The organism is Erythrobacter sp., assembly GCF_036351135.1.
GTDB lineage: Bacteria > Pseudomonadota > Alphaproteobacteria > Sphingomonadales > Sphingomonadaceae > Erythrobacter.
The window spans coordinates 236258-249326 of sequence record NZ_JAZBON010000025.1; the positions used below are offsets into that span (position 1 = coordinate 236258).

The 13069-nt window shown below is 63.8% G+C and carries 11 protein-coding genes and 1 tRNA gene; 11 read left to right on the plus strand and 1 reads right to left on the minus strand.

Annotated features, from left to right (window positions below; translation table 11 throughout):
• Positions 1–51: 51 nt before the first annotated feature.
• The 4 genes from mreC to rodA are packed head-to-tail and all read left to right on the plus strand — an operon-like array spanning position 52 to position 4731.
• Entirely contained in the window at positions 52–957 is a 906-nt protein-coding gene (gene mreC / locus V2I30_RS08105; protein ID WP_330661609.1) for a rod shape-determining protein MreC, read from the plus strand.
• Complete coding sequence (locus V2I30_RS08110) at positions 954–1514, plus strand: rod shape-determining protein MreD (protein WP_330661610.1); 561 nt, start codon at positions 954–956, stop codon at positions 1512–1514. Before mreC ends, V2I30_RS08110 begins: the two co-directional genes overlap by 4 nt.
• Positions 1511–3604, plus strand: a complete 2094-nt coding sequence (gene mrdA, locus V2I30_RS08115; RefSeq protein WP_330661611.1) for a penicillin-binding protein 2 — start codon at positions 1511–1513, stop codon at positions 3602–3604. The genes V2I30_RS08110 and mrdA overlap by 4 nt, the downstream gene beginning before the upstream one ends.
• A complete protein-coding gene (gene rodA / locus V2I30_RS08120; protein WP_330661612.1) occupies positions 3604–4731 on the plus strand; it encodes a rod shape-determining protein RodA in 1128 nt (375 codons plus the stop codon). Before mrdA ends, rodA begins: the two co-directional genes overlap by 1 nt.
• 15 nt (positions 4732–4746) lie before the next feature.
• Here rodA and V2I30_RS08125 read toward each other — a convergent pair whose 3' ends face one another.
• A complete protein-coding gene (locus V2I30_RS08125) occupies positions 4747–5448 on the minus strand; it encodes a helix-turn-helix transcriptional regulator (protein ID WP_330661613.1) in 702 nt (233 codons plus the stop codon).
• Positions 5449–5828: 380 nt separating this feature from the next.
• On the opposite strand from V2I30_RS08125, the gene V2I30_RS08130 reads away from it, so the two are divergent.
• The 7 genes from V2I30_RS08130 to V2I30_RS08160 all read left to right on the plus strand — a co-directional run bounded on the left by V2I30_RS08130 (position 5829) and on the right by V2I30_RS08160 (position 13050).
• Positions 5829–5904, plus strand: a tRNA-Lys gene (locus V2I30_RS08130).
• A gap of 227 nt (positions 5905–6131) precedes the next feature.
• Positions 6132–9278, plus strand: coding sequence for a beta strand repeat-containing protein (locus V2I30_RS08135; RefSeq protein WP_330661614.1), 3147 nt, complete (start codon positions 6132–6134; stop codon positions 9276–9278).
• Between the two features lie 135 nt (positions 9279–9413).
• Positions 9414–9794, plus strand: coding sequence for a curli assembly protein CsgF (locus V2I30_RS08140; RefSeq protein ID WP_330661615.1), 381 nt, complete (start codon positions 9414–9416; stop codon positions 9792–9794).
• 1 nt (position 9795) lies between these two features.
• Complete coding sequence (locus V2I30_RS08145; protein WP_330661616.1) at positions 9796–10920, plus strand: CsgG/HfaB family protein; 1125 nt, start codon at positions 9796–9798, stop codon at positions 10918–10920.
• Between the two features lie 72 nt (positions 10921–10992).
• Positions 10993–12243, plus strand: a complete 1251-nt coding sequence (gene ribB, locus V2I30_RS08150) for a 3,4-dihydroxy-2-butanone-4-phosphate synthase (protein WP_330661617.1) — start codon at positions 10993–10995, stop codon at positions 12241–12243.
• A gap of 8 nt (positions 12244–12251) precedes the next feature.
• Positions 12252–12674 (plus strand): 6,7-dimethyl-8-ribityllumazine synthase, encoded by a 423-nt coding sequence (gene ribH / locus V2I30_RS08155; RefSeq protein ID WP_330661618.1) that lies wholly within the window; start codon positions 12252–12254, stop codon positions 12672–12674.
• A gap of 133 nt (positions 12675–12807) precedes the next feature.
• On the plus strand, positions 12808–13050 hold the full coding sequence (locus V2I30_RS08160; protein ID WP_330661619.1) for a hypothetical protein: 243 nt from the start codon (positions 12808–12810) through the stop codon (positions 13048–13050).
• The last annotated feature ends 19 nt before the right edge of the window (positions 13051–13069 follow it).

Genomic DNA, 13069 nt, shown 5'->3' on the forward strand with positions numbered 1-13069 from the left:
CGATCTCGGCATGCGGGCGACAACGACAGACAAGGGACATAATTTCGGGCCATGGCGTCGCCAGCATCGCGTCGATCGGGCTTTTCAAAGCGGCAACAATATTCGGTCTTCACCGGATATCTGCTGGCGACGCTCGGCGCGCTGCTGGGACTTGCCCTGCTCGGCCTGTCGCTCTGGCAACCCGCCGCGCTTCAGCCCCTGCGCGGCGCGACCACCACCGCGACCGCACCCGCTGGCGAAGCGACCGCCGCTGTGCGCGCAGGTCGCAACAGCATCTGGGAGACGGTGAGCGGGTTCTGGCGAGCGGGCAGCCAGAACGCCGCGCTGCGCAAGGAGCTCGAAATCGCCCGCGTGCGCCTGGCTGAAGCGCGCGCGGTCGAGGCGGAGAACAAGCGATTGAAAGCGCTACTAGCGCTGGAGACGGGCGCTGCCGAACCCATCGCCACCACCCGTCTCGTCGGCTCGAGCGCGTCTTCGGCCCGACGCTTCGCCTATATCGGCGTCGGGGAGAATGACGGGGTGCGGATCGGCATGCCGGTCCATTCGGAACGCGGCGTAATCGGCCGCGTGCTCGAAACCTCGCTCGGCTCGTCGCGCGTGCTGCTTCTGACCGACACCGAAAGCGTCCTGCCCGTGCGCCGCGCGAGCGATCAGACTGTCGCCTTCGCGGAAGGACGCGGCGATGGCCTTCTGCGCATCCGTCTGATCAATCTCGGCCTCAATCCGCTCAATATCGGCGATGTCTTCGTCACCAGCGGTGCGGGCGGATACTATCGCCCGGGCGTCGCGGTCGCGGTGCTCAGCGAACTCACCCCCGATGGCGGGATTGCCCGGTTGATCGCGGAACCCTCCGCAACCAATTACGTCATCGTCGAACCGATCTACGAACCGCTCGCGGTCGAGGCCGCCGGTGTCAGTGCGGATGCAGAACTCACTCAGGAAGAGCTAGGCAATTGAAGGGCCGTCTCGATCCCCCGATGCAGCGCAGCGCCTATGGTGGGACCCAGATCAACCGGACGGAGTCGCCCTGGCGCGCGCGCAGCGTCCACTACGTCTCAATCATGATCGGCTCGCTGCTGCCCTTCTTCATCCTTGCCGATGTCATGCCGATCGCGCCGCCATTGGGCTATATCATCTTCCTAGCCTGGCGCCTGATGCGCCCGGGTCTGATGCCACTATGGATCGGCGTGCCGCTCGGCGCGTTCGATGATCTCATCAGCGGTCAGCCCTTCGGCAGCGGCATTCTGCTATGGTCGTTGACCATGATTGCGCTCGAACTTCTCGAAACGCGCATTCCCTGGCGCGGCTTCTGGCAGGACTGGTTCACCGCCGGTTTCGCTATCGTCCTGTATATTCTTGCCGCCATGCTCATTTCAGGCGCCGTTCTCTCCACGCCGCTGCTTCTCGCAGCCGGGCCGCAAATCGCGCTGTCGGTCCTGCTTTATCCAGTCGTCTCGCGCATGATCGCCGGGCTCGACCGTTTCCGCCTTTCGCGTTCGCGGAGGGTCGGATGAAACGCTTTTTCGGTTTCAAGAGCGGTGTGCAGCGGCGCGGTCCGCTGGTTAACGCGTCGGTGCTCAAGAACACGTTCGACCGGCGAACCATCGTCATTGGCGGCCTTCAAGGCGGCGTGGCGGCGCTGCTGGCGGTACGGATGGGCTACATCGCCATCGCCGAGAACGAGAAATACGAGCTCGAAAGCGAGAGCAACCGCGTCAACTTGACGCTGATCCCGCCGCGGCGCGGTTGGATCCTCGATCGCAACGGCGCACCGCTCGCCTCCAACCGCGCCGATTTCCGCGTCGATGTCATTCCCGAAAGACTGAACGACCCGGAAGGCATGATCGACGAGATCGGCGCGCTGCTCGACCTCACCCCGTCGCGCATCGCGGACGTGAAGAGCGAAATCGCAAGCGCACGTGGATTTGCCCCGGTCGAGGTGTCCAGCGGCCTCGATTACGAACAATTCGCCGCACTTAGCGTCCGCCTTCCCGACATGCAGGGGGTCGTCCCGCAGCGCGGCTTCTCGCGCTTTTACCCGACCGGCTCCACCGTCGGCCATCTGATCGGCTATGTCGGCCCCGCCTCGGCCGAGGAATATGACGAAGCGCCCGATCCGCTGCTGCTGACGCCCGGCTACAAGATCGGCAAGGATGGGCTCGAAAAGCAATTCGAGGAGGAGCTGCGCGGGGTGCCGGGCGCGCGCCGGGTCGAGGTGACCGCGGGCGGGCGCATCGTACGCGATCTCGAAACGCGCGAGGACGTCCAGGGCGATCCCGTCCGCCTGACGATCGACGGCCCGCTCCAGGACTATGCCGCGCGCCGCATCGGTCTCGAAAGCGGGTCGGTCGTGGTCATGGATTGCGACACCGGCGACCTTTTGTGCATGGCCTCGATGCCGAGCTTCGATCCCAACAGTTTTTCGGACGGCATCGGCAGTGTTGAATACGCCATGCTGCGCGACGATCAGCGCGTGCCGTTGCGCAACAAGGTCCTGAAAGGCCTCTACCCGCCCGGTTCGACGGTCAAGCCGATCCATTGCATGGCCTTTCTGAAAGCCGGCATCGACCCGTCGGAAACCATCACCTGCGGCGGCGGACGGCGGATCGGCAACCGCTTCTTCAATTGCTGGAGCAATCACGGGACGGTTAATATGGCCAAGGCTATCTACCAGTCTTGCGACAGCTATTTCTACCATTTCGCGCAGCAAATAGGCTTCGATAATGTCGCCGCCATGGCGCGCACCTGCGGCATGGGCGAGGAGTTTCCCCTCCCCGTCAACAGCCAGTTCTACGGCACCGTCCCGACCTCGGAGTGGAAATTCAACAAGTTCGGGCGCGAATGGCAGCCTTACGACACGGTCAACGCCTCGATCGGTCAGGGCTATTATCTCGCCAGCCCGCTGCAACTGGCGGTCACTTCAGCGCGCCTTGCGACCGGGCGCCACGTCATGCCGCGCCTGACGCTGGATACCGTGCCCAAGGGGTTCGATCAGGTCGATTTTCCCGAGGATCATGTCAGCTACGTGCGCCAGGCGATGAGCGATGTTGTCAACGGGCCCGGCACGGCAGGGCGCGGGCGCCTGCCGCTAGAAGAGGTCAAGATGGCGGGCAAGACCGGCACCGCGCAAGTCGTGAGCCTTAGCGTCTCCGACGGGCGCAGCGGCCCTTGGAAATATCGCGACCACGGGCTCTTCACTTTCTTCGCGCCGACCGACAAGCCGCGCTATGCCGGCGCCGTCGTCATCGAGCATGGCGGCGGATCGGGCGCAGCCTACCCGATCGCGCGCGATGTCATGACCTTCCTGTTCGACCCCGCCAAGGGCATGGAGGCCCTGCGCGCGCTCGAGGAACAATGGGGCGGCACCGCGCAAGAGCGGCTCGACCGGCGCTATGCCGCCTATGCCGCCGAGCGCGGCGCGAGCATCCCCCCGCAGCCGCGCCGCGATGAGGACATCTTCGATCAGGTGGAAGCCGAAGCGCGGCTCGACGCCCAACAGACGCAGGAAATCGGCGAGCAATTCGTTGCCCCGCGCCCGCAGGCCAATCCTTCGGGCACCCCGCCGATCGAGCCCCTCGTTCCTGCCGGAAGCGACACCACCTGATGGCTGTCTCCCGGTCGATCATCCCCGATCCGATAGCGCGCCAGCCCTGGGGGATGCTGATCCCGCTGTTGCTGCTGGTCGCCTTCGGCGCGGCGGTGTTGTTCTCGGCTGCGGGCGGATCGTGGGACCCTTATGCCTCCTCGCATGTCCTGCGCTTCGGCGTGTTCCTGTTGATGGCGGCGGTGATCGCCTCTCTGCCGCGTCAATTCGTACGGCTGATGACCTATCCCGCATATGTCGTCATTCTGCTGATGCTCGGCGCGGTCGAGGTGATGGGTGCGGTGCGCGGCGGTGCCCAGCGCTGGCTCGACCTCGGCTTCATGGAGCTTCAGCCTTCGGAATTGATGAAGCCGGTGATCGTCGTCACTCTGGCGATGTTCTATTCCTCGCTGCCGGCCGGGCTGACCACTTCGTGGCGCGCGCTCTTCATCCCCGCTGCGCTTATCGCCCTGCCCGTCGGCTTCGTCCTGCTTCAGCCCGATCTCGGCACCTCGCTCGCCATCGTTTTTGGTGGCGGCGTGGTCATGCTGCTGGCAGGATTGCCCCTGCGCTGGTTCGTCGCCGGGGGCGTGGCGGCGCTGGCCGCTGCGCCACTGGTCTTCTTCTTCGGCCTCCAAGAATACCAGCAACGCCGCATCCTCACCATGTTCGAACCCGAAGCCGATGCGCTCGGCGATGGCTATCACATCGCGCAGTCCAAGATCGCGATCGGATCGGGCGGCATTTTCGGCAAAGGCTTCAACAACGGCTCGCAGAGCCACCTGCAATATCTTCCCGAACCGCACACCGATTTTGTCTTCGCGACCATGGCCGAGGAATGGGGGCTGGTCGGCGGCCTGTTCGTGATCGGGGTCTTCGTCATCATCCTGCGCTGGGGCCTGAATGTCGCGCGTCGATCGCAGGATCGCTTCGGCAGCCTGATCGCGGGCGGAATGACGGCGACGATCTTCTTCTACATCGCGGTCAATTTGATGATGGTAATGGGCATGGCGCCGGTCGTCGGCATTCCGCTGCCCTTCATGAGCCATGGCGGGTCCTCAATGTTGACCAACATGATTTGCATCGGCGCGTTGATGATGGTCAATCGCTGGAACCGCGACACGCCGCGCAGCGGGCTCGCCGACTGACCGGGCCGGCGGGCGCTAGGTCGACAGCAGCCCCAGCCTCAGCGCCTTCACCACCGCTCCCACCCGATCCGAAACGCCGAGCTTGGCGTAGATCCGCTTGAAATAGGTCTTGGCCGTATCGGGCGAGATGTCGAGGATCGTCGCGATGGCACTGATCGACTTTCCGCGCGCCGCCCATTCGAGCACCTCGCGCTCGCGCTCTGAAAGCGGCGGCGGACGATCCTCGCGATCGGTCAGCACCGCAACCCTCTGATGCCCCGCCTTCGCGGCGCTGCGCACGATGCCGAGAGCTTCGTTCGACACTTCGTCCAGAGGGCGGAGGAAGTCGAAGGAGGCGTAGGCGTCCTTCCCGCCCGGGCCATAGAGCGGCAGGCCGAACCCATGTTCGAGCCCGAATTCGCGCATCCGCTCGAAATAGGCTTCGTTCTCGTGCGTGTTCTCACCCGCCGCCATCGCCTCTTTCCAGGTCATCAGCGAGCCATGTCGCATCACCCGCGCCGGGATCGGATCGGATGCCCGGAACGCCTCGTCCGCGTAGAGGTCCAGCCACTCCTGACTGAAACCGTGCGCATAGACCGCAGTGGTTTTCGCCGTCGGACCGTCGAAGGCAGGCGTTACGTGATAGCTCATGCGTCTGGAGCCCTGCATGATCGCAAGATCGCGCACGGCAATCAGGACGGCGCCGACGGTATCGAGCGCTTCGATGGTATCGAACATGCGCTGCATAGGGGGCCGCATTACCATACGTCACCCAACCGGGCGACTTTCCCTAAACGTCAAGATGGCCGATATCACGGTCATCCGGTCAAGTCTCGGGCGATCGGGTCGCACCACCCTCCTTTCGAGAAGGGTTCCCGTTGAGCGCTCGAGGCCCTGGCGGCGGCGGCCCACCCCCCCAATGGGCGATTGTCCGCCGCCAGGAAATCCGTTTTACGCACCTCGCTCGATGCGCATCGAGCCGGACTGGTGGCAATCGGAAAAACGCTTTCCATATGTTGCCGGCACGCTATACGCGGGCGCCTCGTGAGCGATTCGGAAGTACGGGCCTTCAGCCCACCGCTATCGCTCTCGACCTCCTCGAACACAGCTTCGGGAATGGACGCATAGCTCAGTTGGTAGAGCAGCTGACTCTTAATCAGCGGGTCCTAGGTTCGAACCCTAGTGCGTCCACCATTTTCCTATATGCTCGTTTTTCGAAGCCTCGGATGCCTCTGGCTCCGGTGCATGGAAGATGTCGATCCGGCTGTGCCTTCCGATTGCAAATTTCGACGTTGATGGCGTCCATTGGGCCGAGCGCGATAGCGCCCCTCGAAAGGCGCATCGCAGTCCGTTGAGTTTTTTGGAACAGAGCCGCCGCTGGACCCGTTAGGGAAACATTCATATTCAGCACCGGAGAGACCATGAAATTCCATAGCAATGTTTCGCTGACTGCACTTGCCGCCGCCAGTCTCGTATTCCCCGCCGTCGCCAGCGCGCAGGACGCGACGGTTGTTCAGGCCGATGAGGAAACGCGCCAGAACTCGACCGCGGAGATCGAGCAGGACGGCAGTAGAAACACGGCCAACGGGACGTTCGACAGCTCGTCGGTCACCTTGTTCGATGGCACGCAGATCGACCTGTCCCCCAACGGGGCGGGCATCTTTCAGGACGGCTCGGGTTCGACCGCCCGGATCGAACAATTCGGTGATCGCAACAAGGCCGGCATCAACCAGGCCGACAGTGTCGGAGGCGGCGCGGACAGCTCGACCGCCGTTATCCTTCAGGGCGAAAGCGGCAACACGGCCTTCGCCAGCACCGCCTACATCGATCAACAGGGTGACGCCAGCACGGTGCGCATCGAACAGAACGGTAATTACAACAACTCCTTCGCCCTGCAGCGCGGGAATCTCGACGGAAGCCAGACCGGCAATATCCAGACGCAGATCGTCGACGGCGACCGCAACCGCAGCGAGATCGTTCAGACGATGGGCATCGCGAACGAGGCGGGCATCACGCTTTCGACCAATCGAAACGAGGCCTTCATCCTGCAAGATGCGGACCGCGACAAGGCGTCGGTCGACATCATCGGCGGCGATCGCAACAGGGTCGAAATTCGTCAGTCGGGCTCCAGCGAGGGCAACAACGTCGATATCGATGTCGACGGACGCAGCAACGAGGCGACGGTCACGCAGTCGGGCGCGGGTGGGCAGCACGAAGCGACCCTGACGCAAGGTGGCAGCAGGCTCGCTGCGGTGATCGAACAGGAAGACACGAGCGAGGCGGGCGAAGGCAACCTTGCAACCGTCAATCAGGCTGGACGCAGTTCGCGCGCGGAGGTGTTTCAGCGCGGGTCCGGAGGAGGCAACAATGCCCAGATCGCGCAGGAGCCGGCCGAATTTTCGCTGGATCTGAACGACGCCACGCGCTTGACCGCTTCCATTACGCAGGAAGGCGACGGCGGATCGAACCTGGCCGACATCGACCAGACCGGATCGCGGCACAGCGCGACCATCGCCCAACGCGGTCTTGGCGGCGGAAGCGTCGCCGCGATCGATCAGTCGACCGACGGCACGCGCAACAATGTTGGCGAGATCACGCAGGCGATCGATGCAACCTCGGGGACCGACGAAGTCGACATCGATCAGGGCGGAAGCGACAACGAGGCGATCGCATCGCAAACTCGCGACAGCGGCGGTACCGGTAACACGGCTACCATCACCCAACCCGGCTCGCGCAACACGGCCAATGTCGAACAGAGCGGCGAAGCGCAGCTTGCAAACCTTTCGCAGGGCGGATCGCGCGGAGAGGCAACCATCACTCAGGCAGGCTTCGGACAGAACACCGCCGATCTCGACCAGGCGGGCCGGTCCAACGCAGCCACCATAGAACAGGACGGCTCTGGCGGGGGCAGCACCGCGTCGGTCGACCAATCCGCGAGCGGCGCGCGTAGCAACACCGCCGAGATATCGCAGACGATCAACGCATCGAGCGGCACCGACGAGGTCGACATCGACCAGGCAGGCAGCCGCAATGTCGCGACAGCATCGCAGAGCCGCGAAGACGGCGGGACCGGCAGCACGACCACCTTCGCACAGTCAGGCAGCCGCAATGAAGGCGATGTCCAGCAAAGCGGGGAAGGGCAACTTGCCAACCTGGCACAGAACGGATCGCGAGGCGAAGCGACCATCATCCAGGCGGGCTTCGGGCAGAACACCGCCGATTTCGATCAGGCTGGCAGCTCCAATTCCGGAACGATCGAACAAGACGGTTCGGGCGGCGGCAGTGTTGCAAGCATTGACCAATCGGCCAGCGGCGCGCGCAGAAACTCCGCCGAGATTTCGCAAACGGTCAATGCAAGTTCGGGCACCGACGAGGTCGACATCGATCAGGGCGGAACCGAAAACGTCGCGACCGCCACGCAGACCCGCGAAGATGGCGGCACAGGCAATACGCTCACAATCACGCAGCCCGGATCGAGCAACAATGCCGACGTCGAGCAAAGCGGCGAAGCACAGCTCGCCAATGTCTCGCAAACCGGATCGGGTGCACAGGCGACCATTGTCCAGGCGGGCTTCGGGCAGAACACCGCCGATTTCGACCAGGCCGGCAGCTCCAATTCCGGGTCCATCACTCAGCGTGGCTCTGGCGGAGGCGGTGTCGGCGCGATCGATCAATCCGCCAGCGGAGCAAGCGACAACACCGCAACGATCGAGCAGACCATCGATGCCAACAGCGGCACGGACAATTCCGACATCGATCAGGGCGGCAGCGACAACACCGCAACGATCATCCAGACCCGCGCTACAGGTGGCACGGGAAGCAATGCCTCGATCACCCAGCCCGGCAGCCGGAACATCGCACGCATCGAGCAGGACGGATCGAACCTGAAGGGCGATATCAGCCTCAACGGAACGCAGAACGAGGCGCGCATCCAGCAAGCGGGCGGCGGTGTCGCCTCGACCGCGTCGATCGCAACCGGGTCGGGCGCAAGCCGCAACCTCGCCGTGATCGAGCAGACCAGCGGCGGCGTAATCGGCGCGATCGACCAGACTTCGAACGAGAACGAGGCGCGCATCGAACAAGCGAATGCGCAGCCGCAAAACGGCACTGTCGAAGCCGATATCGATCAGGGTTCGGGCAGCAGCAACTTTGCCGAGATCGCGCAGAACGGTTCGGGCACATCCTACACCGCCACGATCGCACAGGCCGGCGGCGAAAACCGGGCGACCCTCATGCAGGGTGGTGACGGCAACAACATCACCGCAACCCTCCAGCAGTCCGGCAGCAGCAACGTCATCAACGCGGTGCAGATGGCCGAGGGCGGCAATAACCTCTCGCTCAACCTGCAACAGCAGGGCGACGGCAACCGCATCGAATACGAACAACGCGGCTTCAATCTGGGCGGCGAAGTCAGCCAGGACGGCAACAACAACTTCGTCGATGTGAGCCAGACCGGCAACGGATACGACGTCACCATCACGCAGGAAGGCAACGGCAACAGCTTCTCGATGACCTATACGGGCCCGACACCCGAGGGCGGCGGCTACACCGTGACGCAATCGAACTGACCTGATCGACCAACGCCGCAGCGTCAGAGGACCGACGATCGCTCGACAGGGCGCTCGTCGGTCCTTATGCGTCCGGTCGATACGACTGTTGCAACAGGGGCGAGTGGTTTGAGATTCATATGCGGCCTATTCGCCATGGCGCTTCTGGGCGTCGCACCGATCGGTCCGGCGCTCGCCGACGATATCAAGTACCGCCCGGTCAATCCCAATTTCGGCGGAAGCCCGTTCAACGGCGATTTCCTTTTGAACCAGGCGCGCATCCAGAACCAGTATGAAGAACCAGAGGAAGACCTTCTCGAACGGTTCGACCGCGACCTGACCCGCCGCCTGCTCAACCGCGCGGCGAACGAGGTGGAGGATCGACTGTTCGGTGAGAATCCGGAGGATTCGGGCACGATCCCGCTCGGCGATCTTACGATCGAGTTCGAGCGGATCGGTTCCGTCATCTTCCTTCGCATTATCGATCAGGTCACCGGCGGCGTGACCGAAATCGAAGTCCCCGCACCCGGATCCTGACATGATTGCATCGCCAGAACGCTCGCGCGCTTCTCGCCGCGCGTCCGCCGCTGCTCTTGCCGCTCTCGGCCTGCTGACAGCCGGCTGCGCCGGAAAACCCGCGCCGCAGGGAAGCGAACCGATACTAGCAGAGCGAACCCAGACCGAACGCGATCTTCAGGCCCTCCCGCCGCCATCGGAGCCGATCGTCGTCGCGATCTACGACATCGCCGACAAGACCGGCCAGCATAAGCCCAATGACGAGTTCTCCGAGTTTTCCCGAGCGGTGACTCAGGGCGCAACGGAGATGCTGCTCGAGGCGCTGCAGGAGGCCGGGCGCGGTCAGTGGTTCGTCATCCTCGACCGCAAGGGCCTGAACAACGTCCTGCGCGAGCGGCAACTGATCCGCTCGACCCGCGAGCAGTTTTTGGGCGAAGACGGTCAGCCGCTCGGCCCCCCTCCCCCGCTGCTCTATGCACCGATCCTGATCGAGGGTGCGGTGGTCGCTTACGAGACCAATACCTATACGGGCGGTGCTGGCGCACGCTTTCTCGGCATTGGCGCGAACACGCGCTACGAGCACGACCGCGTCACCGTCAGCCTGCGCGTGACCAGCACGCAGAGCGGGCGGATGCTGCGCAGTGTGTCGGCCACCAAGAACATCTATTCGCAAGGGACGCAGGCCGGCGTCTTTCGCTTTGTCGATTTCGACGAATTGCTCGAAGGCGAGATCGGCGTTTCGGTGAACGAACCGCCGCAGCTCGCCGTGCGCCGGGCGATCGAGAAAGCGGTGTACGGCCTCGTGATCGAAGGCTCGCTGTCCGGCCTGTGGAGTTTTGCCGATCCGCAGGAGGCGCTGCCCTTGGTCGAAAGCTATGTCGAGGAACGCGACGGCTATGTCAGTCAGACGCTCGCGGCTGCACCCTCCCCCGGCACGCTCGCTCCCGACCGCACGCGCCTGCAAGTGCGCGAGCCGGAGCCGGAAAGTCCGTTTTCCAGCGAGATCGCGCGCAGATTGCGCGAAGCCGCCGGGGTCGAGGAAGATGCGGCAGAGCAGGCGCAGGACGCCGAGCCGAACATTTATGTCAATCCGGAGAACAGGCAGACCACCGATACGCCGCCTCCGAACCGTAGCGGACCGGGCTGACGACGCGGGCCAAAGCCCACGTCAAAACACGCGTCAGCTTGCAATCACATCGAAATGTGCTATCCATTAAACGTGGACACATCGACTATCACACGCGTGCGCAATCTGGTGGCAGACGGCTCTTTCACCAAAGCCGGCCTGGCCCGCGCCGCAGGGCTTCATGCCAACACCTTGCGCGACGCGGGCGAAGCGGATTGGAACCCGACCGCCGACACGCTCGCGAAATTGCAGAGCTTCCTCGACGCCAATGACGACACGCCCGTTCTGGTCGGGATTGAGGACATCATCGACGAGGCGCGCAACGGGCGCATGTATATCCTGATCGACGACGAAGACCGCGAAAACGAGGGCGACCTCATCATACCAGCGCAAATGGCGACGCCCGCCGCGATCAACTTCATGGCGACGCACGGTCGCGGGCTCATCTGTCTGGCGCTAGACAAGGCGCGGGTCGATCAGCTCGGCCTTCATCCGATGAGCCGCAACAACACGGAAAGCATGCAGACCGCCTTCACCGTCTCGATCGAGGCGAAGGAAGGGGTCACCACCGGTATCTCCGCCGCCGACCGTGCGCGCACCGTCTCGGTCGCCATCGACCAGACCAAGGGGCCGGACGACATCGTCACGCCCGGCCATGTCTTCCCGCTGATGGCGCGCGAAGGCGGGACGCTGGTGCGTGCTGGGCACACAGAGGCGGCGGTCGACATCTCGCGGCTTGCCGGGCTCAATCCCTCGGGCGTCATCTGCGAGATCATGAACGAGGACGGGACGATGGCCCGCCTCGACGACCTGATCGCTTTTGCCCGCAAGCATCAGCTGAAGATCGGCACGATCCGCGATCTCATCGCCTATCGGATGCGCAACGATCATCTGGTCGAGCGCGTGGGCGAGCGCAGTTTCGAAAGCGATTATGGCGGCCAGTGGCGCATGATCACCTATCGCAACACGATTTCCGACAACGAGGCCTATGTCCTTCAGAAAGGACATGTGGTCGAAGGCGAAGCCACCCTCGCCCGCGTCCATCCGATCTCGGTCTTCGACGACGTGCTGGGCGCGCCCGGACCGCGCAAGCGCACGCTGCAACGCGCGATGGGCGCGATCGGCGAGAAGGGAAGCGGCATCATCGTCATCCTCACCCAGCGCGTCGGCACCAGCGGCGAATGGAGCCCAGACGAGGAGCATCGCAATATCGGTATCGGCTCGCAGATCCTGGCCGATCTTGGCGTGCATGAGATGGTGTTGCTGACCAATTCGCGGCCCGATCTAGTCGCGCTCGAAGGCTACGGCATCACCATCACCGGCCACCGGCCGATCCCGGAGTAGACAATCCCATGGCAACATTCCTGATCGTGGAAGCGCGCTTCTACGGCGAGTTCAACGACATGCTCATCGCGGGCGCCCGGGCGGCGATCGAGGCAGCGGGGCACGAGGCCGAAGTGCTGACGGTTCCCGGTGCGCTGGAAGTGCCCGGCGCCATCGCGATGGCGGCGGAAAGCGGCGCCTATGCGGGCTTCGTCGCGATCGGCGTCGTCATCCGCGGCGAGACCTATCACTTCGAGATCGTCGCAGGCGAGAGCGCGCGCGCGATCATGGCGCTGACCATGGACGGGATCGCGATCGGCAATGGCATCCTGACGGTCGAGAACGAGGAACAGGCGCGCGTTCGCGCCGATGCGGCGCAGAAGGACAAGGGCGGCGAAGCGGCCAAGGCGGCGCTCGCGCTTCACGATCTGGCCCGGCGTTTCGGGGCTTAGCGCGGCGCGCCCGGCGGCTGATAACAATCAGCTACGCAGTTCCCCTTATACATTTTTCGGCAGGTGCGGCTTAATCTCTTAGCCAAGCGGTGCCCGCATGGGCGGACTCGCGAAGCGTTGGGGGGATCACAACATGCTTCACATCACAACCGAAGAACTACACGAACTTCATTTCTGTCTGGCGAAACTGGACGGCGTCCTAGAGCGGCTCGATCGCATCGGCGCGGGGATTGCGGCGATCCATGTCGATGCCGCCATCCACCATCTGCGCGACAACCTCGACGCGGTCGAGCAGGGTGGTCCATGTCGTCCGGGTGAAGATCGCAGGCGCGGCAATAGCTCGGCCGCACGCGCCGCCCGCCGCCTCGTGCATTAGCGCCAAAACGGAGCCTTCA

What these genes read in the sequence shown, in the direction of transcription:
- V2I30_RS08160 (WP_330661619.1), top strand. Translation starts at nt 12,808, where the DNA reads ATGCTTCACATCACAACCGAAGAACTACACGAACTTCATTTCTGTCTG.
- V2I30_RS08140 (WP_330661615.1), top strand. Translation starts at nt 9,414, where the DNA reads ATGGCGCTTCTGGGCGTCGCACCGATCGGTCCGGCGCTCGCCGACGAT.
- V2I30_RS08135 (WP_330661614.1), top strand. Translation starts at nt 6,132, where the DNA reads ATGAAATTCCATAGCAATGTTTCGCTGACTGCACTTGCCGCCGCCAGT.
- ribH (WP_330661618.1), top strand. Translation starts at nt 12,252, where the DNA reads ATGGCAACATTCCTGATCGTGGAAGCGCGCTTCTACGGCGAGTTCAAC.
- rodA (WP_330661612.1), top strand. Translation starts at nt 3,604, where the DNA reads ATGGCTGTCTCCCGGTCGATCATCCCCGATCCGATAGCGCGCCAGCCC.
- V2I30_RS08125 (WP_330661613.1), bottom strand. Translation starts at nt 5,448, where the DNA reads ATGTTCGATACCATCGAAGCGCTCGATACCGTCGGCGCCGTCCTGATT.
- mreC (WP_330661609.1), top strand. Translation starts at nt 52, where the DNA reads ATGGCGTCGCCAGCATCGCGTCGATCGGGCTTTTCAAAGCGGCAACAA.
- mrdA (WP_330661611.1), top strand. Translation starts at nt 1,511, where the DNA reads ATGAAACGCTTTTTCGGTTTCAAGAGCGGTGTGCAGCGGCGCGGTCCG.
- V2I30_RS08145 (WP_330661616.1), top strand. Translation starts at nt 9,796, where the DNA reads ATGATTGCATCGCCAGAACGCTCGCGCGCTTCTCGCCGCGCGTCCGCC.